The sequence below is a fragment of the Rhizobium sp. BK049 genome, assembly GCF_014193135.1.
Classification (GTDB): Bacteria; Pseudomonadota; Alphaproteobacteria; order Rhizobiales; family Rhizobiaceae; genus Rhizobium.
Map to the genome: position 1 here is coordinate 89046 of NZ_JACHYV010000007.1, position 24499 is coordinate 113544.

Consider the following 24499-nt stretch of genomic DNA (forward strand, 5'->3'; position numbering starts at 1 on the left):
AGGAAGCGGCATGGACTTCGATCTCGTTCTGCAGGGCACGGTGGTGCTGCCGGACCGCATCGTCGAAGCGGGTTATGTCGCCGTGCACGCCGGCAAGATCGCCGAAGTCGGCCTCGGCGTCCCGCCTGCGGCGCGCGAACGGCATCTGCTCGGAAGAGCGTTGATCCTGCCCGGCGCCATCGACGCGCAGGTGCATTCGCTTTCCCAGAAGGATCAGGAGGATTTCGTCTGGTCGACGCGGTCGGCAGCGGCCGGCGGCGTGACTACGATCGTCGACATGCCTTATGACGAGGGCAACCTCGTCTGCTCGGCGGCGGCCGTCAAGCGGAAGATCGACCATGCCGCCCCGCAGGCGCGCGTCGATTTTGCCCTTTACGGCACCATCGATCCGCAAGAGGGCCCAGCGCTAATCCCGGAGATGGTTGAGGCCGGCGTCGCCGCCTTCAAGTTTTCGACCTTCGGCACCGATCCCAAACGTTTTCCGCGCATTCCCCCCGCCTTGCTCGACGCCTGCTTTGCCGCAATCGCGCCGACCGGGCTGACGGCAGGCGTGCATAACGAGGATGACGAGGCGGTGCGCAGCTATATGGAACAGGTGAAAGCGAGCGGCATCACCGACTGGCGGGCGCATGGTCTGTCACGGCCGCCAATCACAGAGCTCCTGGCGATGCACACGATCTTCGAGACCGGCGCCAATACCGGCTGCCCCGCGCATGTGGTGCATTGCTCCCTCGGGCGCGGCTACGATATCGCCCGCGCCTATCGCCGCGATGGTTTTGCCGCGACAGTCGAATGCTGCATCCATTACCTGACGCTCGACGAGGAAAACGATGTGAGGCGCCTCGGCGGCAAGGCGAAAATCAACCCGCCGGTGCGGCCGCGCGCCGAGGTGGAGAGGCTCTGGCGGAAGGTGGCCAAAGGCGATGTCTGGTTGGTCTCGACCGATCACGTCAGCTGGTCGGAGAACCGCAAGACCGATCCCGACATGCTCGCCAACGCATCCGGCGTTCCCGGTCTCGAGGTGATGGTGCCCCTATTCGTCAAAGGCGCTCTCGAGCGCGGCATTCCCCTGACCTGGGCCGCGCGGCTGATGGCCGAGAACCCGGCGAAACATTTCCGGCTCGACCATATCAAAGGGGCGCTGACCCCAGGCAAGGACGCCGACATCACCGTGCTGGAGCCGCGCGGAAGCGTCTACGATGCGTCTGCGAGCGGCAACAACGTCGTCGGCTGGAGCCCCTATAACGGCATCCGCCTGCCCTGGACCGTTTCCGCCACCTATTTGCGCGGCGAAAAGATCGCCGAGGGCGGGAAGGTATTGGCCGAGCCTGGCAGTGGCCGGTTTATCCGGCCGCCGCCGCGCCAAGTCATTTCGGGAGCCGCCGCATGAGCCGCAATCTTCCCGTCAATGCCGACCGGATCGCTGAAGATATCCAGGCGCTTGCCGATATCACGGAGCCGGGGCGCTCCTGGACACGTCGGGCTTTCACGCCGCTCTTTCTGGAAGGCCGGGCCTATATCGAGACTCGAATGAAGGCGGCAGGGCTGGAAACACGGATCGATGCCGCCGGCAATCTGATCGGCCGGCGCACCGGCAGGAAGCCCTGGCTCGGCACGATCATGATCGGCTCGCACTCCGACACGGTGCCGGAGGGTGGCCGCTTCGACGGCATTGCAGGCGTGGTTGCGGCGCTCGAGGTGGCGCGGGCGCTGCATGACCACGGCCTGGAACTCGACCATGATCTTGAGATCGTCGATTTCCTTGCCGAAGAGGTCAGCATCTTCGGCGTCTCCTGCATCGGCAGCCGCGGCATGACCGGACAGTTGCCGGAGGCCTGGCTGTCGCGGACAAGCGGCGGGCTCGATCTTGCCGGCGGCATCGCCCAAGTGGGCGGCGAGCCGGGCGTGCTGGGACAGCAGAAGCGACCGGATCTGGCAGGCTTCCTGGAGCTCCATATCGAACAGGGGCCAGTGCTCGAAGCCGAAAGGGAGGATATCGGCATCGTCACGGCAATCTCCGGCATTACCCGCATCGAGATCACCGTCGAGGGGCGGGCCGACCATGCCGGCACGACGCCGATGGACAGGCGGGCGGATGCTCTGGTCGCGGCCTCGCAGCTGGTGCTCGACATCCGAAATGCCGCCGCCGAGCTTGCCAAGACGCCGGGGCATTTCGCCGCGACGGTCGGCGAGTTCAGGATCGAGCCGAATGCCGCCAATGTCGTGCCGTCGAAGGTCGTGCTGCTGATCGACGGGCGCGCGGAAATCCGCGCCGACATGGAGGCCTTCTGCCGCTGGCTCGAGGGCCATGTCGAAAAGCTGGCAACCGCCTATGGCGTTACGATCGAGCCGCCGAATCGGGTTTCCGACAATCTGCCGACGCCAAGCGATGCCGCGCTGCTTTCGACGCTGGAGACCGCCTGCGACCGCGTCGGCGCAAAATACCGGCGCATGGCCTCCGGCGCAGGGCACGATACCGCCTGGATCGCCAAGGTGGCGCCGGCGGCAATGATCTTCGTGCCCTGCCGGGAAGGCCGCAGCCATTGCCCCGACGAATGGGCCGACAATGACGATATCGCGCTCGGCGCCGCCGTGCTTTTCCAAGCGGTGCGCGAGATGGACAAGGATTCGAAGCGGGAGAAGGCCGATGGGACGCATACTGGTTGAGAAGGACGTGGAAGCCGCCGTCAAAGGCGGCTCCGTCTATGCCGCCGGCGGTGGCGGCTGGGCTGAGCACGGGCGGATGCTCGGGCATGCGGCCGTCACCATCGGCAAACCGGAGCTGGTCTCGATCGACGAGTTGAAGGATGACGACTGGGTCGCCACGGCGGCCGCGATCGGCGCGCCGGCCTCCACCACGCCCTGGGAAATGCAAGGCGTCGATTACATCAAGGCGGTGCAATTGCTGCAGGAGGCGCTCGGCGAAAGGCTTTCCGGACTGATCATCGGCCAGAACGGCAAATCCTCGACGCTGAACGGCTGGCTGCCATCGGCGATCCTCGGCACCAAGGTAGTCGATGCCGTCGGCGACATCCGCGCGCACCCGACCGGCGACATGGGGTCGATCGGCATGGCCGCCTCACCCGAGCCGATGATCCAGACCGCCGTCGGCGGCAACAGGGCCGAGAACCGTTACATCGAGCTGGTGGTGAAGGGCGCGACGGCGAAGATCTCGCCGGTGCTGCGCGCCGCCGCCGATCAGTCCGGCGGTTTCATCGCCAGCTGCCGCAATCCGCTCCGGGCTTCCTATGTCCGGACGCATGCGGCCCTCGGCGGAATCTCGATGGCGCTTGCGCTCGGCGAAGCGATCATTGCGGCGGAGAAGCGAGGCGGGCCAGCGGTCATCGACGCGATCTGCAAAACGACGGGCGGGCATATCCTCGCCGACGGCGTCATCACCCGAAAGGACGTCGTCTATACCAAGGAGGCCTTCGATATCGGCACCATCGCCGTCGGCTCGGGCGATAAATCGGTGACGCTGCATGTGATGAACGAATATATGGCCGTGGACGATGCGGGTGGCGGGCGGCTTGCGACCTTCCCCGCCGTGATCACCACGCTGTCGCCGGAGGGCGAGCCGCTGAGCGTCGGCCAGTTGCAGGAAGGCATGCACGTCTTCATCCTGCATGTGCCGATGGAGATCATTCCGCTCTCGGCCAGCGTGCTCGATCCGACAGTTTATCCCGTAGTCGAAAAGGCGATGGGTATCGAGATCGCGCGTTATGCGCTGGCGGCGAAGGCCTGAGCCATGGCACGCGATCCCGGCCTTGAAGAACTGCTGCGCGAGGAACTCGACGATCGTCCTGGCCTCAGCGAAAAATCCATGTTCGGCGGCCGCGCCTTCCTGCTGAACGGCAATCTTCTCTGCGGCGCGCGCAGTGACGGCATGCTGATCCGTCTCGGCAAGGGCAATGATGATTGGGCGCTGGCGCTGCCGGGCGTAACCCGGATGGTGATGGGCGAGCGAGTCATGCACGGCTGGCTGCGCGCCTCCGCCGAGGCTTACGGCGACGATGCTCTGAGACGGCGTCTGCTCGATGCGGCGCTTGCCTATGTGGAATCGCTGCCGGGCAAGTGACCAACTAGCTTTCGCCCTTCTCTCCAGCGGGGAGAAGGGAAAAGCAGAGAAAAACGAGGAACCCACGATGCCGAAGGCCAATCCACGCCATCCGAAATTTCCCATTCCCGGCGGACCGGAGTTGCGCGCCAAGGGCTGGCGGCAGGAGGCGCTGCTGCGGCTGCTCGAAAACGTGCTGGCCGTCGGCGAGGATCCCGACAATCTGATCGTCTATGCCGCGCTCGGCAAGGCCGCCCGCAACTGGGCGGCGCATAAGGGCATCGTCAAGGCGCTGACGGAGATGGATGAGGACCAGACGCTGCTCATCCAGTCCGGCAAGCCGATCGGGCTCGTAAAGACCCATGCCAGGGCGCCCCTCGTCATTATGGCGAACTGCAACATCGTCGGGCAATGGGCAAAGGCCGAAGTGTTCTACGAGCTGCAGCGCAAAGGGCTGATCTGCTGGGGTGGGCTGACCGCCGGGGCCTGGCAATATATCGGCAGCCAGGGCGTCATCCAGGGCACCTATGAAATCTTCATGCGCATCGCCGAGCGGCGTTTCGGCGGCGACCTTCACGGCCGCTTCGTGCTGACGGCCGGACTCGGCGGCATGGGCGGGGCCCAGCCACTCGCCGGCCGCATGGCGGGCGCTGCGATCCTCTGCGTCGACATCGATCCGGAGCGAGCGCGCAAACGCCAGCAGATCGGCTATCTCCAGGAGATCGCGCCGGATCTCGATACCGCCCTTGAGATGATCGACGCAGCTGTAAAGGCGAAGCGGGCGCTGTCCGTCGGCCTCGTCGGCAATGCGGCGGAGGTCTATCCCGAGATTGCGCGGCGCGGCATCGTGCCAGATATCGTCACCGATCAGACCTCGGCGCATGACCTCGTCTATGGCTATGTGCCGAAAGGCATGAGCCTCGATCAGGTGAGAGACCTGCGCGACGATGGCCAGGGGCAATTGATGGCGGCAAGCCGCGCCTCGATCGTCGAACATGTCAGCGCGATGCTGGAATTCCAGAAACGCGGGTCCGAAGTCTTCGACAACGGCAATCTGATCCGCACCCAGGCCAAAGAGGGCGGCGTCGCCAACGCCTTCGACATTCCAATCTTCACCGAAGCCTATCTCAGGCCGCTGTTTGCCCGGGCAATCGGCCCGTTCCGCTGGATGGCTCTCTCAGGCGAGGAGAGCGATATCGCCCGCATCGACGATCTGCTGCTCGAGATGTTTCCCGACAACAAGATCATCACCAACTGGATCCGGCTGGCGCGCGAGCATGTTCCCTTCGAGGGACTGCCGGCGCGCATCGCCTGGCTCGGCCATGGCGAACGCACCGCACTCGCACGACGTGTCAACATGCTGGTGGCAAGCGGCGACCTAAAGGGCCCGGTCGCCTTCTCCCGCGACCATCTCGATGCCGGCGCCATGGCGCATCCGAATATCATGACCGAGCGGATGAAGGACGGCTCCGATGCGATCGCCGACTGGCCGCTGATCGATGCAATGATGCTCTGCTCGTCGATGGCCGATCTCGTCGTCATCCATTCCGGCGGCGGCGGCTATGCCGGCTACATGACGAGCTGCGGCGTCACCGTGATTGCCGACGGCACCGATGCCGCCGACGAACGTCTCGACCACGCGCTGACCAACGACACGGCGCTCGGAGTCATGCGTTATGCCGATGCCGGATATGAAGAGGCCCTTGATGAGGTGGCGAAGAAGGACGTTCCCTATCTCAGGCTTGGTTGAAACGGACAGAGGATTGCTATATATCATTGCCATATCTCATCCGGAGCGAATGACATGGAAACAGCTAAAATCTTCTGGTCGGGGCGCTCCCAAGCCGTCCGGCTGCCTAAGGAATTTCGCTTCGACGGCGATATCGTCGCCATTCGGCGGCAGGGGCGTGCGGTCATTCTCGAACCGATTTCCGACGATTGGGGATGGCTTGCCGATGTAATCGGTCCTGTTGACGCCGACTTTGCGACGGCGGCGGAAGAGCAGCCTGCACAGCAGGAACGTCCCGAACTCGACTTCTTCAAATGAAATACTTGCTCGATGCGAATGCCGTGATTGCCCTGATGAAAAGCAACGAGGGCCTGATTGCCGAACTGAGCAAACACCTGCCCCACGACTTCGCCGTGCCCGCAATCGTTGCGCATGAACTGTTTTACGGCGCCTATAAAAGCCATCGCATTCACGAAAACTTAGCGCGGATCGATGCACTGCAGTTTTCAATACTGGAATTCGACCGGAACGATGCACGCAAAGCGGGGGAAATCCGCGCCGCGCTGCATGCATCGGGAACGCCGATCGGACCCTACGACGTATTGATTGCGGCCCAGGCTGTCGCACGCAACCTCATCCTGATCACCCGAAACCTGCGGGAGTTCGAACGTGTGGCAGAGTTGCGGGTGGAGAATTGGGAGCGTTAGCTCTCGCGCTCCAAATTATCGGGCATTCTTTGCGAAATGCTGAGCGACACAGGCTGACATATAGGCCAACGCCAGCATGGCAAGCGTGAAGACGACGACGGCTACCCAGCCTTCGACCGCGAAGAACCAGCCCCCGGCCGAGCCCATGAGGCTGGAGCCGACGTAATAGGCCAGCATGTAGATGGAAGAAGCGTGCCCCTTGTTGCCAAAGGCAAGCTTGCCGACAAGGCCGCTGGCGATGGAATGGCTCATGAAGAAGCCGGCGGTCAGCACGATGATACCGAGGATGATCGACGGCAGCGCGGCTAAGAGCGTCAATGCGCTACCGGCAGCCGTCAGCGCGAGGCCGAAGAGCAGCACGGGAAAGTGACCGATCCGGTCTCCCAGCAGCCCTCCGATCGAGGCGGCGCCGATGCCGAAGACATAGACGGTGAAGATCAAGCCGAGTTCGGTCTGATTGAGCCCATAAGGCGGCGCCACGAGGCGGTAACCGGCGTAATTGTAGATTGTCACGAAGGAGCCCATCGCCAGGAAGGCGATGGCGAAGACGAAGGGTAGCGCCGGATTTCTAAGATGGCTAAGCCAGGCTTTCGCGTGGAAACGCGGATCGAAACCCGGCCGGCGAACGAAATTCCTTGACGGCGGCAGAAGGGCGATGAAGCCGATCGCCGCGGCAAGACCGATGGCGCCGACGAGGAAGAGCGCCGGGCGCCAGCCAAAATATTCGGCGAAGATGCCGGCGAGCACGCGGCCCGACATGCCGCCGAAGGCCGTACCGCCGACATAAAGGCCCATGGTGGCGCCAAGGCCGCGCGGATCGATTTCTTCGGCAAGATAGGCCATGGCGACGGCCGGCACGCCGCCGAGGACGAGGCCCTGCAGGGCGCGGATGACGAGCAGCAGGTGCCAATTCGAGGCGAAAGCCGTGGCAATTGTCAGTACTGCCGCGCCAACCAGCGATATCGACATCAGGCTGCGGCGGCCCAGCCCCTCCGCAACGGCGGCGGCACAGACAATGGCAAGCGCGAGAAAGCCGGTGGAAAGCGACAGCGACAGCGAGCTTTCGGCCGGACTGACGGAAAACTCCTGCGAGAAGACCGGCAGCAGCGGCTGCACACAGTAGAGCAGCGAGAAGGTGGAAAAACCGGAGAGAAAGAGCGCCAAGCTGGCGCGGCGATAAGCGCCTGTGCCGCGCGTCAGGTAATGCTTTTCTCGTGCGATCACGGTCTTCACGCTTTCCGCTGCCGGCGGCATATCTTCATCCTGGCGGGTCTTCGAACTCATGTGTTAACCCGCCGGATCCCAATAGGGCGGATCGCCGAAGCTCTTCCTCAAGTGATCGGCGATGGCGCGAAGCTTGGCGGATGGATTTCGACCTTCCGGATGGGCCATATAGATGAATTCGGCCTCCGGCCTGTGACCGACATCGATTTCGGCAAGCCGGCCCTCGCGGATGGCCGGGCCGGCAATGAAGGCCGGCAGCAGCGCGATGCCGAGACCGGCAATCGCGGCATCGCGCATCATGTCGCCATTGTTGATGCCGAGCGCCAGTTTGGCGCGGACGGCGACCGCCCCCTCCGGCGTCTGGAAGCGCCAATCGGCAACGCCGCGGTTGGTGTAGAAGACGCCGCGATGGCGGTTCAGGTCGGCAAGCGACGATGGCGTTCCCTCGCGGGCGAGATAATCCGGCGAAGCGCAGAGAAGACGGCGGCTGCGGGTGAGCTTCCAGGCGATCAGCCTGCTATCGGCGATCGGGCCATTGCGGATGATGGCGTCGTAGCCGTCCGAGGCCGCATCGACGCGGCGGTCATCGATGTCGAGCGTCAACTCGATATCGGGATGATCGGCAAGAAAGGGGTAGAGCGCCGGGCCGAGATGCATGCGGCCGAACGTGACCGGGGCGGCGATGCGGATCGGGCCGGACAGCGTGCCGCGCCGCTCGGCCATATCGGCGGCGGCCTCGTCAATTTCACGCACGATGCGAGCGGCGCGCCGCAGAAATGCAGCTCCGTCCTCCGTCAAGGTGAGCTTGCGTGTCGTTCGGTGCAGCAGGACGCCGCCCAAGGACTTCTCCAATTCCGCCAATCTTTCGCTGACGACGGATTTGGAGAGCCGCAGCCGCCTGGCCGCCTCGCTGACCGAGCCTGCCTCCGTCACGGCGACGAAAGCCGCGATGCCTTCTATCCTGATCATCGTTCGGTATTTCCGAATTCCAGTTCCTCAATCTGGAGACTAATCCGAACGAAAAGGAAATGCCATCTTCTGATCAACGAAACGGACGGCAAGGGCCGCCTCGGATCAACCACAGGAGATGCAACCATGAACCGCTTGAATAACAAGGTCGCAATCGTTACCGGCGCAAGCTCCGGCATCGGCCGCGTCACGGCAAAGCTCTTTGCCGCCGAAGGTGCCAAGGTCGTCGTCGGCGCGCGCCGCGAGCGCGAACTCGACAGCCTCGTCGCAGAGATCGAGGCCGAGGGCGGCAAGGCTATTGCCGTTGCCGGCGACGTCCGCTCGGAAGATTATCATAAAGCGCTGGTGGCCGCCGCGATGACGAATTACGGCAAGCTCGACATCGCCTTCAACAACGCCGGCATCATCGGCGAAGCCGGTCCGAGCACCGGTGTCTCGGAAGCAGGCTTCAGCGAGGCGCTGGCCGTCAATCTCACAGCATCCTTTCTCGCTGCCAAACATCAGATCGGCGCGATGGCAGAAAATGGCGGCGGCTCGGTGATCTTCACCTCGACCTTCGTCGGCTACAGCTTCGCCTTTCCCGGTGTCGCCGCCTATGCCGCCAGCAAATCCGGCCTGATCGGGCTGACGCAGGCTCTCGCCGCCGAGTTCGGACCGCAGGGCGTGCGCGTCAACGCCATTCTGCCGGGCGCCGTCGATACCGACATGTACCGCGATGTGAACGATACAGCAGACAAGCAGGCTGCCATCACCGATATGCATGCGCTGAAGCGCGTCGCGACACCTGATGAAGTCGCCCGCTCGGTTCTCTACCTCGCCTCCGATGATGCGAGCTTCGTCACCGGCACGGCCTCGCTGGTCGACGGCGGCATTTCGATCACTCGCACCTGAGATGGTGGGGCGATTATTCGCTGCGGGTTGGGGCGAAATGGATCGGCCAAGATGAGAGGGAACGCCGTGTAGCCCCTCATCGCCCGCCGGCACCTTCTCCCCCGAGGGGAGAAGAGATTTGCGGCAACCTCTCCGTTTCCCCGCGACTCCCATAGGGCCTGTCACCTCGCTTGCCCGCGCGATTGCATGTTCTGCGCCAAAGGCTTAGGGTCAAGATCAATCAGAAAAAGGCGACGGGTAGAAGGCCATGGCTCTCAGCGGCAAACGCATCCTCCTCATCATCTCGGGCGGCATCGCCGCCTATAAGAGCCTGGATCTGATCCGCCGGCTGCGGGAGCGCGGCGCAAGCGTGCGTCCGGTCATGACCAAAGGCGCGCAGGAATTCGTCACGCCGCTGGCCGTCGGGGCACTAGCGGCTGACCATGTCTTTGTCGATCTGTTTTCGCGCCAGGACGAACAGGATGTCGGCCATATCAGGCTGGCGCGCGACTGCGATCTCGTGCTGATTGCCCCCGCCAGCGCCGACCTGATGGCGAAGATGGCGAACGGCCTTGCCGACGACCTCGCCTCGACCGTGCTTCTGGCGACGGACAGGCCGGTGCTGGCCGCACCGGCGATGAACCCTCGCATGTGGGCGCATCCCGCGACACGGCGCAATGCGGCGACGCTGAGAGCCGACGGCGTGCGTTTCATCGGGCCGATGGCCGGCGAGATGGCGGAGAGCCGCGAGGCCGGGCTCGGCCGGATGGCGGAGCCGCTGGAGATCGTCGCGGCCGCCGAAACCCTGCTCGACGACGGAGAAAAGCCGCTGAAGGGCCGCAAGGCGATCGTCACATCAGGACCGACCCATGAGCCGATCGACCCGGTGCGCTACATAGCCAACCGCTCCTCCGGCCGGCAGGGACACGCGATCGCCGCAGCGCTGGCCAAGCTCGGGGCCGACGTGACGCTCGTCTCCGGGCCGGTGACGATCGCCGACCCGGTCGGCGTCAATGTCGTCCATGTCGAGCGGGCGGAGGAGATGCGCGATGCCGTGCTGGCGGCGCTGCCGGCCGATATCGCCGTGATGGTGGCGGCGGTGGCGGACTGGCGCGTGGCCTCCGCCGCCGACCAGAAACTGAAGAAACATCCGGGCGAATCCATTCCGACGCTGGCGCTGACCGAGAACCCCGACATCTTGAAGACTCTCGGACATCACACGATGCGGCCGAGGCTGGTGATCGGCTTTGCCGCCGAGACCCAGGACGTGGAAAGCAATGCCAAGGCGAAGCTCGAGCGAAAGGGCGCCGACCTGATCGTCGCCAATGACGTTTCTCCTGCGACGGGCATCATGGGCGGCAGCCGCAACAGGGTCAAACTCATTCGCCACGACGGTGTCGAGCAATGGCCAGACCTGACGAAGGAAGAGGTCGCCGAAAGGCTGGCGGCGCTGATCACCCAACGCTTCCACGCATAGTCCCCTAGAAAATCGATCCCGTTTTTCGGAAGGGATTATGCCGAGATAGCCATGCGTTGCGATTTGGTTTTGCTCGGCTTTTCCGGGCGAAATTCCGCGACATTGATACCGTCTCTGCCGACGATGACGGCGCTGCCGTCAGGAATCTCCGCCCAGGCGTCGACGTCGTCGTTCAAGGGTTCCGAGACGAGGCAGTAGCCGGCACCGACGGGCGAGGCGTAGAGCGTCGGCGCCTTGCGATCCGTGGCATAGCGGATCGCATAGAGCGACTTGCCGTCGGAGAAGGCGGCGGTAAAGCGCAGCAGGATCGAGCCGATGATGCTTTCGGCGAGATCTTCGACGAAGCCGATCATATCAGCCATCGCGGCGACCGGCGCCTCGCGCAGGCCGAACTGCAGCGCCAGCAGGAACATCAGCTCGGAATCGGTCGTGCCGCTGCGGGCATTGAACAACTCGTCATCAAGCATCGCCTCCATCGGCCGACGCAGACGCTCGAAGCCCGATATCTGGCCGTTGTGCATGAATGACCAGGTCTCATGCGTGAAGGGATGGCAATTGTCGCGGCGGGTGCCGCCGCCGGTGGCGGCACGGACATGGGCGAGGAAGAGCGGCGAGCGGATCTGCCGCGCCAGGCTCTTCAGATTGCAATCCGACCAAGCCGGCAGGATGTCGCGGTAGCGGCCGGGCTCCGGCCTGTCGCCATACCAGGCGATGCCAAAGCCGTCGCCATTGGTCGCGGTCTTGGCACGAGTGGCGCAATGGGACTGCTCGATCAGCGAATGGGCCGGCGAGGATACCAGCTCCTCGAGGTAGAGAGGGTCTCCGCGATAGGCTGCCCAGCGACACATGGCTCTTTTGCTCCGGAACCCGCGGCATCGGCGGGCATGCTCTAAATTGTCGAACGCCACGGCTAATAACAGCTTAACGCGCGACTGATTTGCAGGCCGATCATGACGGTTTGGTGACCGAGTGGAACTTCAAATTCGGCGAAAGCCTGTGTTCTTTTGTGAACGCGGGTCCGCCCCCGAGTGGATGTCTCGAGTGCAATTTCTTCTTGCATCTGGCGCGAATCGTCCTACCTTTTCCCTATCAGCAACAGAAAGAAAGGAAGGTGATCCAATGTCTAATGAGATTTCGGACCTCGTATCGGGCATGGAAGAGGTGATGAAAGCGAGGCAGCCCTCGCTCTAAGACCCGCCTTCCTGGGGCTGCTTTGACGGTCCAGGCCAGTTCGAGGCCAAACTCATGGAAAGGGTCGCCGAGGCGGCCCTTTTTTATTGCCCGCCTCCCAGCATTGACAGAAGACGGCAATTCTTCTACTCATAAAGTCATCTGATGACTTTATGAGTAGAAAATGCAGGCGCTCCGCAAGACCAATCTCGCCGATGGAGCGATCGAGGCAATTCGCAACGACATTGTCGGCAAGCGCTGGGCGGTCGGCGACAAGCTGCCGAACGAGGCATCGCTGTCGGCCACGCTCTCCGTCAGCCGCGGCACGGTGCGCGAGGCGGTGCGGGTGCTTGTCTCCCAAGGTTATCTCGAAACGCGGCAGGGATCAGGCACCTATGTGCGCTCGACCAACGACGCCGGCCGGCCGCTGACAATGGCGCGGCGCGCCAGCCTGCGTGATCAGTTCGAAGCGCGCTGCGCCCTCGATGTCGAGGCCGCACGGCTGACGGCGATGCGCAAGACGCCGGAGGTGATAGCCGAGCTGCGCCGGCTGCTGAACGAACGCGGCAGTTACGCCGGCGGCGATGAAGCCGCCTTCATCGAACGGGACCTCGCCTTTCACAAGGCGATCATCGCTGCTTCCGGCAATCGGGCGATGATCGAAATCTACGATTTCTTCTCGGCCTCGATCGCCGACACCATTGCGGCGACGCTCGGCAAGGATATTCCCGAACCCGACATGCAGGCGCATGTCGATATTGTCGATGCGATCGAAACCGGCGATCCCGATCAGGCGGATGCGGCGGTGCGCCGCTTCATGGCCCCCGTTCTTGCCGCACTCGATCGAATGATCCTGTCATGAACACGTCTTCCAACGATGCCACCATCACGCTTGACCTGGCCGACGAATTGCTGATCGATGCCGAGGCTGCCAGCCTTCCCGCCCCAGAGGCGACGCCGGTGCGGGATGGAGCAGCCAGTTTGCTGCTCGGCGCGAGCCTCGTGCTCATCGCTTTCAACCTGCGCCCAGTCTTTTCGAGCGCCTCGGCACTCCTGCCTGAGATCCGTACCGAGCTCGGGTTGAGCGCGCTCGGCGCCAGCCTGCTGACGACGCTGCCGGTCGTCTGCCTCGGCGTCTTCTCGCCGCTTGCGCCGCGTCTTGCCCAGCGCATCGGTTCGGAGCGCACACTGCTCGGCGTTCTCCTATTGCTCGCCCTCGGCACCGCCTTGCGTGGGCTTTCCTCCGTGCCGCTGCTCTTCATCGGCACGGCCCTTGCCGGTGCCTGCATCGCCGTCGGCAACGTGCTGCTGCCGGGACTGGTGAAGCGGGACTTCCCCACGCGCGCCGCGCTGATGACCGGCTTTTATACGATGGCGCTCTGTACGGGTGCTGCCAGCGCGGCGGGGCTGACGCTACCGATCGAGCATGCGCTCGGCGGCTCTCTGAACGGCGCGCTCGCTGCCTGGGCGCTGCCGGCGCTCGCCGTCGGCCTGATCTGGCTGCCGCAGGTCCTTCGCGGCGGCGCCGGAGGAAGGCGAAACGGCTTTCGCGTCAAAGGGCTCTGGCGGGACCGGCTCGCCTGGCAGGTCACGCTGTTCATGGGGCTGCAATCGGCTCTGGCCTATTGCGTTTTTGGCTGGCTCGTTCCGATCCTGCGCGAACGCGGCCTCGACGGCGTCACGGCCGGAGCGATTGTTTCGCTCTCCGTCATGGTGCAGGCGGCGTCCTGCCTTGTCGTGCCGCATGTCGCCGTGCGCGGCCGGGATCAGAGATGGATCAATGCCGGCCTCTGCGGCGTCGCCGTCATCGCCCTGCTCGGGCTGCTCTTTGCCCCGCTTTCGAGCGTCTGGCTGTGGGCGGTGCTGCAAGGCATCGGCCAGGGCGGGCTGATCGCGGCCGCCATGACGACGATCGTGTTGCGCTCGCGCGATCCCGATGTTGCCGCCCATCTCTCCGGCATGGCGCAATGCGTCGGCTATCTGCTCGCCGCAATCGGGCCGCTGATCGTCGGCCTGATCCGCAGCTGGACCGGCAGCTTTTCCTGGTGTGCGGCTCTTTTCATCGCGCTCGGGCTCGGGGCCGCGATCAACGGCTGGAAGGCCGGCCGGGCGCTGGAAGTGAATGTGCACGCGGTCGAGAAACTCTGAGCGGCCCTGCACCTCACCGGCCCATCACCATCTCTTGATGCCGGTCGTCAGACGCGGATGCTACGCTATCTCAGCCTGCATTCGCCGGAGGACAAATCGTTGCGCCTACGAACCCTGTTTCTGCTGACCGCCCTCGTGGCATCGCTCTGGCCTGCCCTTTCCCCGGCGCAGGAAAGCGGCGGGCGCCAGGCCAATGTCGAGCGGAGCGCGCGCGACGGCGTGCTGAAGCTGCTGCCGGCCGACTCCGTCACCGAGCACGAGCTGACGGTCGACGGCCGGAAGATCGCCTATACGGCGACCGCCGGCACGCTCGATCTGTTCGGTCAGGACGGAGCGCAGACCGGCGCGATCTTCTACACCGCCTATGTCGCCAAGGGTGGCGGGCCGGATCGGCCGCTGACTTTTGTCTTCAACGGCGGGCCGGGCGCGGCCTCCGCCTTTCTGCATCTCGGGCTGGTCGGGCCCAAAGTGCTCGATTTCGGGCCTCAGGCACGCGACGGCGCCCATGCGAAGCTCGTCGACAACCAGCATAGCTGGCTCGACTTTACCGATCTCGTGCTGATCGACCCGATCGGCACCGGCTGGAGCCGGACGGCGAAGGCGGACGACGCCTCCAACTATTACAACGTCAACTCGGATGCCCAGAGCATCGCCAAGGCGATCGCGCTCTATGTCGCCCATAACAACCGTTCCAACTCGCCGAAATACCTGCTCGGCGAAAGCTACGGCGGTTTCCGTGCCGCCAAGGTTGCCTCCACCCTGCAGGAAAGCCAGGGCATTGTCGTTGCCGGCGCCGTGATGCTCTCGCCGCTGCTGGAAGGGCAGCTGATGTTCGATGCCGACCAGTTCGCGCTCGGCGCGGCACTCGAGCTGCCGTCCTTGGCTGCAGCCGAACTCGACCGGCAAAATGGCTTTACCGAGGAGAAGCAGAGGGAAGCGGAGCGTTTCGCGCTCGGCGACTATTTGACGACGCTCGCCGGCCCGCCGCCGAGGGGCGCCGATGCTGCAGCCTTCTATGGCAGGATCGCTGGGCTAACCGGCATTCCGCAGGATATCATCGCGCGCAACCGCGGCTTCCCAGGCAATTCCTTCGTCAAGCACTCGGACGGCGGCGGTCAGGTGACAAGCCCCTACGATGCGTCCTTCGCGGCGCCCGATCCCTATCCGGAATCCGATTACGACCGCGGCGACGACGCCATCCTCGACGGCTTCACCCGCGCCTATGGCGGCGCCTTCGCCGATTATGCCCGCAACGAGCTCGGCTTCAAAACCGAAATGACCTATTCGCTGCTCGACAGCGACATCAGCCGGCGCTGGGAATGGGGCGGCGGCCGCGGCGGATCACGCTTCCAGGCAAGCGCCACCGACGATATCAGGCAACTGCTCGCCTCGAACGCGGCCTTCCATCTGCTGATCGCGCATGGCTACAGCGATCTGGTGACACCGTACAGCGTCAGCCGCTATGTGGTTGACCACCTACCGCCGTTGCTCGCCGATGGCCGCGTCGGGCTGAAGCTCTATCATGGCGGCCATATGTTCTACACGCAAGCCGATCAACGGGCCGCCTTCACGGCCGATGCCAAGGCCTTCTATGCCGCACGCCCGGCCGCACAGCCGGCGGATTGAGGAGTTGCCGATGCGTATAACGGGAGGATGTCATTGCGGGGCGATCCGCTACCAGGCGGAAATCGATCCGGAGCGCATCTCGATCTGCCACTGCACCGATTGCCAGCGATTGACGGGATCGGCCTATCGCGTCACCGCGCCGGTGCAACCGGAAAGCTTCACGCTCATTTCCGGCGAGCCGCACATGTATACGAAACATGGCGACAGCGGCGCCCTCAGCCGGCAATTCTTCTGTCCGAATTGCGGATCGCCACTCTACCGCACGGACGGCGAAGGCGGCGCGATCGGCATCCGCGTCGGCAGCATCGACCAGCGGCAGGACCTGACGCCAAAGAAACAGATATGGTGGCGGTCGGCTCTGCCGTGGGTGGAGAATATCCAGCCGCTACCGCGGTTCGATGGCGAGGACTAGTTGATCTCAGCGGGAGACAAGTTTCGCAATGAGGTTAGTCAGTTGGAGCTAATTGACCATCCTTAGAACCATGTCATCCTATTCTACGTTGTCGAGTCCCTCCGGCTGGCGGCACGGGTAGTGCAAATGCCCCGCGATTTGCGGGGCATTTTGCTTGTTGGCCGGCTGCCTCGACATGGGGCGAGGCAAGATGTTGATCGGCAAATGCCCGCCGGGACCGCTATCAGACTTTAGCCCCAGCCCTCAAGCCGTCCACTACTGTGTCGGGAAACGGCTAAGCATCCGGTCGTGGACATTCTCCTGACCGACGATCATCGCCGCAAGCGCGATGGCTCTGTCGCGGTCGGCGGGCGTTGTTATATAGCCTTCGAGCAGCACGACAGGACCGAGCATCCTGACCTCGATGGCGCTGCTGTCGATGTCGGGATCAGCGGAAAGGGCTGCTTCGATTGTTTCGATCGTCGATGCTGAACTGTGGCCTTGCGAGCAGCGCTCTTCGTGGTTGCAGTTGTCGGGGCCGAACTTCATATTCTCCTCCTGTTCCGCCCCTCCACGGACCTTCATGTTACCTCTCCCTAATATGAGCTGCGACCCTGAAGCCGGCCAGTCCGACTTAGGTCCGTCTTTCCGCCCGCAGTGTCCGGGTTAGATTTTTCTTATCCTTGTCGAAAGGACATCAGGGAGGTTCGGTCGTCGTAGCTAGTCTAGTCAGAACCTCCCTGATGAAGCTACACCGAGGAAGCCGGATTTCCCGTGATTGCCTTCGTTCACTGACGCAATGCCAGGCATATTCGAAAAAGACCTTGGCGAACGAGCCCTTCATGCGCTTGCTCGGCGAGAACAAGATTCTTGGCCTCTCGGCGTCTGTGCGTTTTTCATCACTAGCGGCTTCCTCGTCACGCAGAGCGCGCAGTTCGGCAGCGCGGGCGGTTTTCTCTGGCGGCGGGCGCTGCGAATTTGTCCGGCGTTTGTCGTCTGCACGCGCTCAGCTTCTATGTCCTGGGCGCCTTAGGCTTATGTTTCGGCGTCACCTGACGCGGCTGACTGCCGTGGATGCCATGTTGAGTTCAACTCTTACGCTCCGAGCGAACAGGACCTGATGCGTGGAAAGGGGGAATGATAAAGGATTGCGAGCCTTGGAAGCAGGCTCGCAATCCTTTGACGTTATTGGACTACCTCGATCACCGCGCGGGTTTTCGGATTGACGAGCACGCGCTTTTTGTTGACGACCACATAGCCATAATCAGGTTGGTCAGGAATTGTGTGGATTTCGACTGTGTCAGGGAGCGTCGTACCGACAGCAACGTCACCTTCAAACGTGACGGATGGCGTTTCCTGTTTCATGACATAGGTCTTGACCTCGCCGGGAACGACCACTGCCGTAGTCTGCGCGACCGCAGCGCCGCCGAGCGACAGAAACAGCGATACGGCAGAGATGACCAGTACTTTCATGTTATCCTCCCAGGATCTTGAGTGTCCCGGCAAAACGCTACCGATAAGATATTGTTCCTCCGCTACACGGAATGCCTGCGGGCATGTCGCTCCCGGACAGCAGGCGCGGGTCGGGTTTCCGGCCTTTGTCCGCCATAACCTGCCGCCGCTCGACAGCGTTGTGGAAATCGTATCGGCTGACAGAATGGTGGGAGCGCCAGCCCCCACTCTTCCAAGACTCCCCGATCACGCCGCCTTGGCGGCGTGATATTCCTTGATAGCGACCATCTTGATCGCCGGGTAGCGCTCCGCCTCGTAACGCAGCGAGAAGGCGTCCTGAGCGAGGAAAACCGGATCGCCGTCGAGATCGCGGGCGATATCGCCGCGCTTGACGGTGAGGAACTTTTCCAGATCGGCCGGCTGGTCGGCCGAGATCCAGCGGCAGACGGAGAAACGCGACATTTCGAAGGAGACCGGCAGGCCGTATTCGGCCATCAGCCGCTCTTTGAGGACGTCGAGCTGCAGGGCGCCGACGACGCCGACGATCGCCGGTGAACCGTCTTCCGGCGAGAACAGCTGCACGACGCCTTCCTCAGCCATCTGCTGCAGCGCTTCCTTGAGCTTCTTCGCCTTCATTGCGTCTTCGAGACGCACGCGGCGCAGAATTTCAGGCGAGAAGTTCGGCACGCCCTGGAAGACCAGGGCTTCGCCTTCGGTCAGCGTATCGCCGATGCGCAGCGTCCCGTGGTTGGGAATGCCGACGACGTCGCCGGCATAGGCAGTGTCGGCGAGCTGGCGCTGCGAGGCGAAGAAGAACTGAGGCGCCGTCAGGCCGAGCTGCTTGCCGGTGCGGGCAAGCCTTGCCTTCATGCCGCGCTCAAGCTTGCCCGAGCAGATGCGGGCAAAGGCGATGCGGTCGCGGTGGTTCGGATCCATGTTCGCCTGGATCTTGAAAACGAAGGCCGTCATCTTTTCGTCGGTCGCGTGCACGGTCCTGGTATCGGCGACCTGGTCACGCGGCGGCGGCGCAAACTCGCCAAGCGCGTTGATGAGGTCGCGAACGCCGTAGTTGCGCAGCGCCGAACCGAAGAAAACAGGCGTCATATGGCCTTCGAGGAAAGAATCACGGTCGAAGGGGCGGCAGGCCTCGATCGCAAGCTCAGTTTCGTCGATGAAGGCCTGGCGTTCGTTTTCCGGCAGCCTGTCGGCGACGGCCTGCGGGCCGTTGACCGGTGTCGTCTCGACTTCGGTGTCGGAACCGCGGGCGGTGCTGTTGGCGAGATGATAGGAGCCGCAGAAGGTCTTCGAACGGCCGATCGGCCAGGTGATCGGGGCCGTATCCAGCGCCAGCTTTTCTTCCACCTCGTCGAGGATCTCGAAGGGATCGCGGCTTTCCCTATCCATCTTGTTGATGAAGGTGATGATCGGAATATCGCGCATGCGGCAGACTTCGAAGAGCTTCAGCGTGCGCGGCTCGATGCCCTTGGCGGCATCGATGACCATAACGGCGGCGTCGACGGCCGTCAGCGTGCGATAGGTGTCATCGGCGAAATCCTCGTGGCCCGGCGTGTCGAGGATGTTGAAGACATTATCGTTATACTCGAAGGTCATCACCGAGGTGACGACCGAGATGCCGCGTTCGCGCTCGATCTTCATCCAGTCGGAGCGCGTCTGCATGCGGTCCTTCTTCGCCTTAACTTCGCCGGCAAGCTGGATGGCGCCGCCGAACAGCAGCAGCTTTTCGGTGAGTGTCGTCTTGCCCGCGTCTGGGTGGGCGATAATAGCGAATGTGCGGCGGCGGGAAACCGCCTCGGAGAGGCTTTCGGCCATGATGTGAATCCTGTGGAATTGCGGCTTAACTAGCGATTAAAGGCTGAGATTGCAATTGACCCCGGCCGCTCACGCGCAAAGTAATGGGTCATGACCATTCATCACGATCTCAGCCCGACGCTGAACCTCATCCGCCTGGCCAACGGCGAGGGCCTCGACCTGCCCGCCTATGAAAGCAAGGGGGCGGCCGGCATGGACCTGCGCGCCGCCGTCGCCGACGGCGAACCGCTGACGTTGCTACCTGGCAAGCGGGCGCTGGTGCCGACCGGCTTCATCTTTGAAATTCCGGAAGGCTTCGAGGGGCAGGTGCGGCCGCGCTCCGGCCTTGCCTTCAAACACGGCATCACCTGCCTTAATTCGCCCGGCACCGTCGACAGCGACTATCGCGGCGAGGTGAAAGTGCTGCTCGCCAATCTCGGCGAGGAAGCCTTTGTCATCGAGCGCGGCATGCGTATCGCCCAGATGGTGATCGCGTCGGTGACCCAGGCGCGGGTGACGGAACTGTCAGTGGCGAGTGAAACGGCGCGCGGCGCAGGCGGCTTCGGCTCCACCGGCGTTTGATGGCAAAGCGCCTCGACAGCACGGGCTTAACCTTCCGACAGGATTATTTCGGCGACCCCGCTGGTTGGGCAGCGCTGGTGCGCCTGCTTCAACATATTTTCGGCATTGACATCGGCCCGCTGCAGCATCTCGGCGGACCCGACCCTACCAGCATGCCCTTCGGCTGGTTCGATGCCACAGGCGAGCTTGCTGCCAATATCTCCGCCTTTGCGCTGCCCTTCGTCATCAATGGCAGGGTCGTTCATGCCGCCGGCCTGCAATCCGGCGCGGTGCGGCCGCAGTGGCGCGGCTGCGGGCTCTATCGCGACCTGACGGTGAAAGCGCTCGACTGGTGCGAGCAGCAGGGTTTCGAGGCTGTCATCCTCTATACCGACAAACCATCGCTCTATGAAGCCTACGGTTTCCGCTCGATACCGCTGCACCGGTACGAAGGGGCGGCCCCTGCTCCGTCGACACCCACAGCACCGGCCCTGCCGCTTTCGCCGGCGAATGCGGACGATCTTGCCCTGCTGCAAGCGCTGCTGAAAACGCGCAGCCCCATTTCGACGACGCTCTCGGTGACTACAAATGCGGCGATGTTTCTCATCAATACGCAGATCGATCCCGAGATCCGTGTCAGCTTCCTCGAAGACCAGCAAGCAGTCATCGCCTGGAAAATGGATGCGGCGGGTCGCTTCAGCCTTCTCGACGTCGTCGCGAGCGAGATCCCATCACTTGCCGCTATCCTCGGCGGACTCGACATCGCCTCCGCCGCCATTGACGTGTTTTTCCGTCCGGAGAAACTGGACTGGGTGGGTACTCCACAGCCTTTGGAAAGCACCACAACACTGATGCTGCGTGGGCTCGGCGATGTCACCCCGCATTTTCCGGCCATGCTTTCGCCACTGGCGGATTTCTGACCGTTTCAGCGATCCTGTTTCCCGCGTGAGAGCGGCGGCAGGCGACGTTTGACAGGCGACGATTTGATCATCGAGGTGTTGGTTTCCGCCCGTTCGGCGACTTTGTCCAGAATGCCGTCGAGCTCCGCCATCGAGCGCACGACCAGGCGAGCGATAAAACAATCCTCGCCCGTCACCTTGTCGCATTCGACGATTTCGGGAATGTCCTGGATGATGCGCTCGACGATGTGCAGCTGTCCCGGCAGTGGCCGCACGCGGACGAGCGCCTGCAGGGGATAACCGACGGCGGCCGGATCGAGATCGATGGTGAAGGCCTTGATGACGCCGCGCTCCTCCAGCCGCCGCAGGCGCTCGGCGGCACTCGGCGAGGAAAGCCCGACCTGCTGCGCCAGCTCCTTCAGCGAAATCCGGGCATTGCCGGCCAGCGCCTCCAGAATGGACTGATCGATATCGTCGAGCTCCAGCACACCATTAGGCATCGTAATTATTTTCCCTTCAATTATTAGGCAAAAGTCGTTTTGATCCTTCTTATTTCTATATTGAACCAGCTGCTGACGCAATATTATTGTCCGAGCAAAACGGAGGCTACCATGAGCGGCGATATCAAAAGAGGTTCGGTGGAAATGACGGCAGCGATGCTGATCTCGGGGACGATCGGCTGGTTCGTCGTCATGTCGGGCCAGCCGGTCAGCGGTGTGGTTTTCTGGCGCTGCCTGTTCGGCGCGCTGACCCTGCTCGTCATCTGCGGCGCCCTCGGACTGCTGCGGCCCGGCATCATCACGCTGCGCGCCTTTGGCATCGCCGTCATCGGCGGCGTCGCCATCGTCGTCAACTGGCTGCTGCTCTTCGCCTCCTATTCACATGCGACGATCTCGATCGCCACGACCGTCTACAACACTCAGCCCTTCATGCTGCTGGTGCTCGGGGCGCTGTTCCTCGGCGAAAAGATCACCGCGGCCAAGCTGTTCTGGCTGACGCTCGCCTTTGCCGGCATGGCAGCAATCGTCGAGGCAAAACCTCAGGCCGGCGGGGGAACGGATGGCTACGGCCTCGGCATTCTGATGGCGCTCGGCGCCGCCTTCTTCTACGCGCTGGCAGCCTTAGCCGCGAAATGGCTGAAAGGCACGCCGCCGCATCTGATCGCACTGATCCAGGTCACAACCGGAATGCTGATGCTGGCGCCGATGACGGAGTTTTCGCAACTGCCCGGCGATGCCGGCGGCTGGGCGATCCTGGTGACGATCGGCGTCGTCCATACCGGGCTGATGTATGTGCTGCTCTACGGTGCGATCCAGCGGCTGCCGACGCATCTGACCGGGGCGCTCTCCTTCCTCTATCCGATCGCCGCGATCCTCGTCGACCGGCTGGCCTTCGGCCATGCGCTGCAGCCGATGCAGATCGCGGGCGCCGCAATCATCCTGCTGGCCGCCGCCGGCATGAATCTCGGCTGGAGCCCAAGATGGCTGCGGCCGAGGGCGCTTCAGGGCTGAGGTATCGGCAGGCACGCGGCGGCAGGCATTCCTTCTGGTGATGCATCCATCAGCGCCGGCGGATTGATGGCACGGCCTGCCTGACATAAAACACCGGAAAGAGGGAGCCGCCACATGAGCCTTGCCGCCTTGCTTGCCTATGCCGGAGCGTTGTTTATCGCCGCAGCCATTCCCGGACCCGGCATAACCGCCATCGTCGCCCGTGCGCTCGGCTCGAATTTCCGCGAGACCTTCTTCATGGGTCTCGGCCTGGTGCTCGGCGATATGACCTATCTCACCGCGGTCATTCTGGGCCTGGCTTTCGTGGCGCAGACTTTCACGGAAGTCTTCCTCATCATCAAGATCGCCGGCGCCCTTTATCTCGGCTACATCGCCTGGAAACTGTGGACGGCAGGGCTGCTGCCGCAGGATATCGCCGCAAAAAAATCCGGCAATGTCGGCCTGTCCTTCCTCTCGGGCCTGCTGGTGACGCTGGGCAACCCGAAGACGATGCTATTTTATGTCGCGCTGGCGCCGACGCTGATCGATATCGGCAATATCACCCTGCGCGACTATGCGCTTCTGCTCGCCGTCACCTTCGTGGTGCTGATCACCGTGCTGGTGCCCTATATGCTGCTTGCCGCTCGCGCCCGCACCATGCTGAAACAGCCGCGCGCCCTGCAGGCGTTGAACCGGGTTGCAGCCGGGATTCTCGCGGGCACGGCAGCCTTCATCGCCACGCGGGCTGCGTGAAATAAACATCCGTCAAGGAACGGTTTTTAAAGCTTATTTTCTCTCCGCCACCCCAGCCCGGGACGAACGGGCTCTGGTCTCATTCCGTCTTTGACCCTATTCTCCTCCTCGATTTCGAAGTCCAAAGGGAGAGCACCATGTCGCACAAACCCGGCCGCGGCCGCATTTATTCCTCGATCACCGAGACCATCGGCGACACGCCGCTGGTGCGCTTCGACAAACTGGCGCGGGAAAAGGGCGTGGCGGCAAACCTGATCGGCAAGCTCGAATTCTTCAATCCGATCGCTTCCGTCAAGGACCGCATCGGTGTGGCAATGATCGAAAGCCTGGAATCGCAGGGCAAGATCACATCCGGCAAGACGGTGCTGATCGAGCCGACCTCGGGCAACACAGGCATCGCACTCGCCTTTGCCGCCGCCGCCAAGGGGTATCGGCTGATCCTCACCATGCCGGAAACCATGTCGGTCGAACGGCGCAAGATGCTGGCGCTGCTCGGCGCCGAGCTGGTGCTGACCGAAGGTTCGAAGGGCATGAAGGGCGCCATCGCCAAGGCGGAGGAGCTGGCAGCGTCGCTTCCCGACGCCATCATTCCGCAGCAGTTCGAAAACCCGGCCAACCCCGAGATCCACCGCAAGACGACGGCCGAGGAAATCTGGAACGATACCGAGGGCAAGGTCGACATCGTCGTCTCGGGCATCGGCACCGGCGGCACGATCACCGGCGTCGGCCAGGTGCTGAAGAGCCACAAACCCGAGATCCAGATCATCGCCGTCGAACCCGCCGATTCGCCGGTGCTCTCAGGCGGCAATCCCGGCCCGCACAAGATCCAGGGCATCGGCGCCGGCTTCGCGCCGAAGATCCTCGATACCGGCATCTATGACGAGGTCGTCACCGTGACCAACGACGAGGCCTTCGAACAGGCCCGCCTCATTGCCCGGCTCGAAGGCGTGCCCGTCGGCATCTCCTCAGGCGCGGCTCTGACCGCCGCGATCAAGGTCGGCAGCCGGCCGGAGAATGCGGGGAAGAATATCGTCATCATCATTCCGTCTTTTGCGGAGCGGTATTTGTCGACGGCGCTGTTTGAGGGGTTGGGGAGCTAAAGTTGGTTGTGGCGGGCGTTTTCTCCCGCAATTTGTCTTGCAGAATATCGGGGCGCTTCGGCGTCCC

General features: G+C 63.2%; 25 protein-coding genes. 18 read left to right on the top strand and 7 right to left on the bottom strand.

From position 1 onward, the window contains the following. The first annotated feature begins 10 nt into the window (after positions 1 to 10). The 7 genes from FHT70_RS09640 to FHT70_RS09670 all read left to right on the top strand — a co-directional run bounded on the left by FHT70_RS09640 (position 11) and on the right by FHT70_RS09670 (position 6493). Positions 11 to 1390 (top strand): amidohydrolase family protein, encoded by a 1380-nt coding sequence (locus tag FHT70_RS09640; protein WP_183700554.1) that lies wholly within the window; start codon positions 11 to 13, stop codon positions 1388 to 1390. Continuing rightward, positions 1387 to 2667 carry a Zn-dependent hydrolase gene (locus tag FHT70_RS09645; RefSeq protein WP_183700555.1) on the top strand — a complete coding sequence of 427 codons (1281 nt, stop codon included), beginning with the start codon at positions 1387 to 1389 and terminating at the stop codon, positions 2665 to 2667. Before FHT70_RS09640 ends, FHT70_RS09645 begins: the two co-directional genes overlap by 4 nt. Beyond that, positions 2648 to 3745 (top strand): DUF917 family protein, encoded by a 1098-nt coding sequence (locus FHT70_RS09650; protein WP_183700560.1) that lies wholly within the window; start codon positions 2648 to 2650, stop codon positions 3743 to 3745. Before FHT70_RS09645 ends, FHT70_RS09650 begins: the two co-directional genes overlap by 20 nt. 3 nt (positions 3746 to 3748) lie before the next feature. Beyond that, complete coding sequence (locus FHT70_RS09655; protein ID WP_183700561.1) at positions 3749 to 4078, top strand: TfoX/Sxy family protein; 330 nt, start codon at positions 3749 to 3751, stop codon at positions 4076 to 4078. Positions 4079 to 4145: 67 nt separating this feature from the next. Further along, complete coding sequence (locus tag FHT70_RS09660) at positions 4146 to 5807, top strand: urocanate hydratase (protein WP_183700563.1); 1662 nt, start codon at positions 4146 to 4148, stop codon at positions 5805 to 5807. A gap of 54 nt (positions 5808 to 5861) precedes the next feature. Beyond that, positions 5862 to 6104, top strand: a complete 243-nt coding sequence (gene vapB / locus FHT70_RS09665; protein WP_097599470.1) for a type II toxin-antitoxin system VapB family antitoxin — start codon at positions 5862 to 5864, stop codon at positions 6102 to 6104. After that, positions 6101 to 6493 carry a type II toxin-antitoxin system VapC family toxin gene (locus FHT70_RS09670; RefSeq protein WP_183700565.1) on the top strand — a complete coding sequence of 131 codons (393 nt, stop codon included), beginning with the start codon at positions 6101 to 6103 and terminating at the stop codon, positions 6491 to 6493. The genes vapB and FHT70_RS09670 overlap by 4 nt, the downstream gene beginning before the upstream one ends. 15 nt (positions 6494 to 6508) lie before the next feature. Here the strand turns inward: FHT70_RS09670 and FHT70_RS09675 are convergent, their stop codons facing one another. Together FHT70_RS09675 and FHT70_RS09680 are read right to left on the bottom strand one after the other, a co-directional pair. Beyond that, a complete protein-coding gene (locus tag FHT70_RS09675) occupies positions 6509 to 7747 on the bottom strand; it encodes an MFS transporter (protein ID WP_183700775.1) in 1239 nt (412 codons plus the stop codon). A 33-nt stretch (positions 7748 to 7780) separates the two neighbouring features. After that, positions 7781 to 8686 (bottom strand): LysR family transcriptional regulator, encoded by a 906-nt coding sequence (locus FHT70_RS09680; RefSeq protein ID WP_183700567.1) that lies wholly within the window; start codon positions 8684 to 8686, stop codon positions 7781 to 7783. 126 nt (positions 8687 to 8812) lie between these two features. Between FHT70_RS09680 and FHT70_RS09685 the strand changes: the two genes are divergently transcribed. Continuing rightward, positions 8813 to 9577: an SDR family oxidoreductase gene (locus FHT70_RS09685; protein ID WP_183700569.1), complete on the top strand. Its 765-nt coding sequence runs from the start codon at positions 8813 to 8815 to the stop codon at positions 9575 to 9577. 247 nt (positions 9578 to 9824) lie between these two features. Beyond that, positions 9825 to 11033, top strand: coding sequence for a bifunctional phosphopantothenoylcysteine decarboxylase/phosphopantothenate--cysteine ligase CoaBC (coaBC, locus tag FHT70_RS09690; RefSeq protein ID WP_183700571.1), 1209 nt, complete (start codon positions 9825 to 9827; stop codon positions 11031 to 11033). A 35-nt stretch (positions 11034 to 11068) separates the two neighbouring features. On the opposite strand, the gene FHT70_RS09695 is transcribed toward coaBC, so the two are convergent. Beyond that, positions 11069 to 11881 (bottom strand): class II glutamine amidotransferase, encoded by an 813-nt coding sequence (locus tag FHT70_RS09695; RefSeq protein ID WP_183700573.1) that lies wholly within the window; start codon positions 11879 to 11881, stop codon positions 11069 to 11071. A 506-nt stretch (positions 11882 to 12387) separates the two neighbouring features. On the opposite strand from FHT70_RS09695, the gene FHT70_RS09700 reads away from it, so the two are divergent. The 4 genes from FHT70_RS09700 to FHT70_RS09715 all read left to right on the top strand — a co-directional run bounded on the left by FHT70_RS09700 (position 12388) and on the right by FHT70_RS09715 (position 16389). Beyond that, on the top strand, positions 12388 to 13065 hold the full coding sequence (locus FHT70_RS09700; RefSeq protein WP_097599476.1) for a FadR/GntR family transcriptional regulator: 678 nt from the start codon (positions 12388 to 12390) through the stop codon (positions 13063 to 13065). Then, on the top strand, positions 13062 to 14351 hold the full coding sequence (locus FHT70_RS09705) for an MFS transporter (RefSeq protein ID WP_183700575.1): 1290 nt from the start codon (positions 13062 to 13064) through the stop codon (positions 14349 to 14351). The genes FHT70_RS09700 and FHT70_RS09705 overlap by 4 nt, the downstream gene beginning before the upstream one ends. 99 nt (positions 14352 to 14450) lie before the next feature. Then, on the top strand, positions 14451 to 15977 hold the full coding sequence (locus tag FHT70_RS09710; protein WP_183700577.1) for a carboxypeptidase: 1527 nt from the start codon (positions 14451 to 14453) through the stop codon (positions 15975 to 15977). Between the two features lie 10 nt (positions 15978 to 15987). Continuing rightward, the gene (locus tag FHT70_RS09715) at positions 15988 to 16389 is read left to right on the top strand and encodes a GFA family protein (protein ID WP_183700579.1); all 402 of its coding nucleotides are present in this window, start codon (positions 15988 to 15990) and stop codon (positions 16387 to 16389) included. Positions 16390 to 16644: 255 nt separating this feature from the next. Here the strand turns inward: FHT70_RS09715 and FHT70_RS09720 are convergent, their stop codons facing one another. The 3 genes from FHT70_RS09720 to FHT70_RS09730 all read right to left on the bottom strand — a co-directional run bounded on the left by FHT70_RS09720 (position 16645) and on the right by FHT70_RS09730 (position 19650). Next, on the bottom strand, positions 16645 to 16917 hold the full coding sequence (locus FHT70_RS09720) for a BON domain-containing protein (protein WP_183700777.1): 273 nt from the start codon (positions 16915 to 16917) through the stop codon (positions 16645 to 16647). 636 nt (positions 16918 to 17553) lie between these two features. Then, positions 17554 to 17841: a DUF1236 domain-containing protein gene (locus FHT70_RS09725; protein WP_183700581.1), complete on the bottom strand. Its 288-nt coding sequence runs from the start codon at positions 17839 to 17841 to the stop codon at positions 17554 to 17556. Positions 17842 to 18066: 225 nt separating this feature from the next. Then, entirely contained in the window at positions 18067 to 19650 is a 1584-nt protein-coding gene (locus FHT70_RS09730) for a peptide chain release factor 3 (RefSeq protein WP_183700583.1), read from the bottom strand. A 90-nt stretch (positions 19651 to 19740) separates the two neighbouring features. On the opposite strand from FHT70_RS09730, the gene dut reads away from it, so the two are divergent. Together dut and FHT70_RS09740 are read left to right on the top strand one after the other, a co-directional pair. Next, positions 19741 to 20211 (top strand): dUTP diphosphatase, encoded by a 471-nt coding sequence (gene dut, locus FHT70_RS09735; RefSeq protein ID WP_183700585.1) that lies wholly within the window; start codon positions 19741 to 19743, stop codon positions 20209 to 20211. Continuing rightward, positions 20211 to 21110 (top strand): GNAT family N-acetyltransferase, encoded by a 900-nt coding sequence (locus FHT70_RS09740; RefSeq protein ID WP_183700587.1) that lies wholly within the window; start codon positions 20211 to 20213, stop codon positions 21108 to 21110. The genes dut and FHT70_RS09740 overlap by 1 nt, the downstream gene beginning before the upstream one ends. 5 nt (positions 21111 to 21115) lie before the next feature. Here the strand turns inward: FHT70_RS09740 and FHT70_RS09745 are convergent, their stop codons facing one another. Continuing rightward, positions 21116 to 21589: an Lrp/AsnC family transcriptional regulator gene (locus FHT70_RS09745; protein ID WP_183700589.1), complete on the bottom strand. Its 474-nt coding sequence runs from the start codon at positions 21587 to 21589 to the stop codon at positions 21116 to 21118. 111 nt (positions 21590 to 21700) lie between these two features. Between FHT70_RS09745 and FHT70_RS09750 the strand changes: the two genes are divergently transcribed. The 3 genes from FHT70_RS09750 to cysK all read left to right on the top strand — a co-directional run bounded on the left by FHT70_RS09750 (position 21701) and on the right by cysK (position 24432). Beyond that, positions 21701 to 22600, top strand: a complete 900-nt coding sequence (locus FHT70_RS09750; protein ID WP_183700591.1) for a DMT family transporter — start codon at positions 21701 to 21703, stop codon at positions 22598 to 22600. A 114-nt stretch (positions 22601 to 22714) separates the two neighbouring features. Next, positions 22715 to 23332: a LysE family translocator gene (locus FHT70_RS09755; protein WP_085776678.1), complete on the top strand. Its 618-nt coding sequence runs from the start codon at positions 22715 to 22717 to the stop codon at positions 23330 to 23332. Between the two features lie 137 nt (positions 23333 to 23469). Then, entirely contained in the window at positions 23470 to 24432 is a 963-nt protein-coding gene (gene cysK, locus FHT70_RS09760) for a cysteine synthase A (RefSeq protein ID WP_183700593.1), read from the top strand. The last annotated feature ends 67 nt before the right edge of the window (positions 24433 to 24499 follow it).

Coding starts and splice junctions, on each gene's coding strand:
- FHT70_RS09745 (WP_183700589.1), bottom strand. CDS start 21,589: ATGCCTAATGGTGTGCTGGAGCTCGACGATATCGATCAGTCCATTCTG.
- FHT70_RS09640 (WP_183700554.1), top strand. CDS start 11: ATGGACTTCGATCTCGTTCTGCAGGGCACGGTGGTGCTGCCGGACCGC.
- FHT70_RS09685 (WP_183700569.1), top strand. CDS start 8,813: ATGAACCGCTTGAATAACAAGGTCGCAATCGTTACCGGCGCAAGCTCC.
- FHT70_RS09695 (WP_183700573.1), bottom strand. CDS start 11,881: ATGTGTCGCTGGGCAGCCTATCGCGGAGACCCTCTCTACCTCGAGGAG.
- FHT70_RS09660 (WP_183700563.1), top strand. CDS start 4,146: ATGCCGAAGGCCAATCCACGCCATCCGAAATTTCCCATTCCCGGCGGA.
- FHT70_RS09725 (WP_183700581.1), bottom strand. CDS start 17,841: ATGAAAGTACTGGTCATCTCTGCCGTATCGCTGTTTCTGTCGCTCGGC.
- FHT70_RS09650 (WP_183700560.1), top strand. CDS start 2,648: ATGGGACGCATACTGGTTGAGAAGGACGTGGAAGCCGCCGTCAAAGGC.
- FHT70_RS09705 (WP_183700575.1), top strand. CDS start 13,062: ATGAACACGTCTTCCAACGATGCCACCATCACGCTTGACCTGGCCGAC.
- dut (WP_183700585.1), top strand. CDS start 19,741: ATGACCATTCATCACGATCTCAGCCCGACGCTGAACCTCATCCGCCTG.
- vapB (WP_097599470.1), top strand. CDS start 5,862: ATGGAAACAGCTAAAATCTTCTGGTCGGGGCGCTCCCAAGCCGTCCGG.
- cysK (WP_183700593.1), top strand. CDS start 23,470: ATGTCGCACAAACCCGGCCGCGGCCGCATTTATTCCTCGATCACCGAG.
- FHT70_RS09675 (WP_183700775.1), bottom strand. CDS start 7,747: ATGCCGCCGGCAGCGGAAAGCGTGAAGACCGTGATCGCACGAGAAAAG.
- FHT70_RS09750 (WP_183700591.1), top strand. CDS start 21,701: ATGAGCGGCGATATCAAAAGAGGTTCGGTGGAAATGACGGCAGCGATG.
- FHT70_RS09730 (WP_183700583.1), bottom strand. CDS start 19,650: ATGGCCGAAAGCCTCTCCGAGGCGGTTTCCCGCCGCCGCACATTCGCT.
- FHT70_RS09715 (WP_183700579.1), top strand. CDS start 15,988: ATGCGTATAACGGGAGGATGTCATTGCGGGGCGATCCGCTACCAGGCG.
- FHT70_RS09720 (WP_183700777.1), bottom strand. CDS start 16,917: ATGAAGTTCGGCCCCGACAACTGCAACCACGAAGAGCGCTGCTCGCAA.
- FHT70_RS09740 (WP_183700587.1), top strand. CDS start 20,211: ATGGCAAAGCGCCTCGACAGCACGGGCTTAACCTTCCGACAGGATTAT.
- FHT70_RS09700 (WP_097599476.1), top strand. CDS start 12,388: ATGCAGGCGCTCCGCAAGACCAATCTCGCCGATGGAGCGATCGAGGCA.
- FHT70_RS09645 (WP_183700555.1), top strand. CDS start 1,387: ATGAGCCGCAATCTTCCCGTCAATGCCGACCGGATCGCTGAAGATATC.
- FHT70_RS09655 (WP_183700561.1), top strand. CDS start 3,749: ATGGCACGCGATCCCGGCCTTGAAGAACTGCTGCGCGAGGAACTCGAC.
- FHT70_RS09680 (WP_183700567.1), bottom strand. CDS start 8,686: ATGATCAGGATAGAAGGCATCGCGGCTTTCGTCGCCGTGACGGAGGCA.
- coaBC (WP_183700571.1), top strand. CDS start 9,825: ATGGCTCTCAGCGGCAAACGCATCCTCCTCATCATCTCGGGCGGCATC.
- FHT70_RS09755 (WP_085776678.1), top strand. CDS start 22,715: ATGAGCCTTGCCGCCTTGCTTGCCTATGCCGGAGCGTTGTTTATCGCC.
- FHT70_RS09670 (WP_183700565.1), top strand. CDS start 6,101: ATGAAATACTTGCTCGATGCGAATGCCGTGATTGCCCTGATGAAAAGC.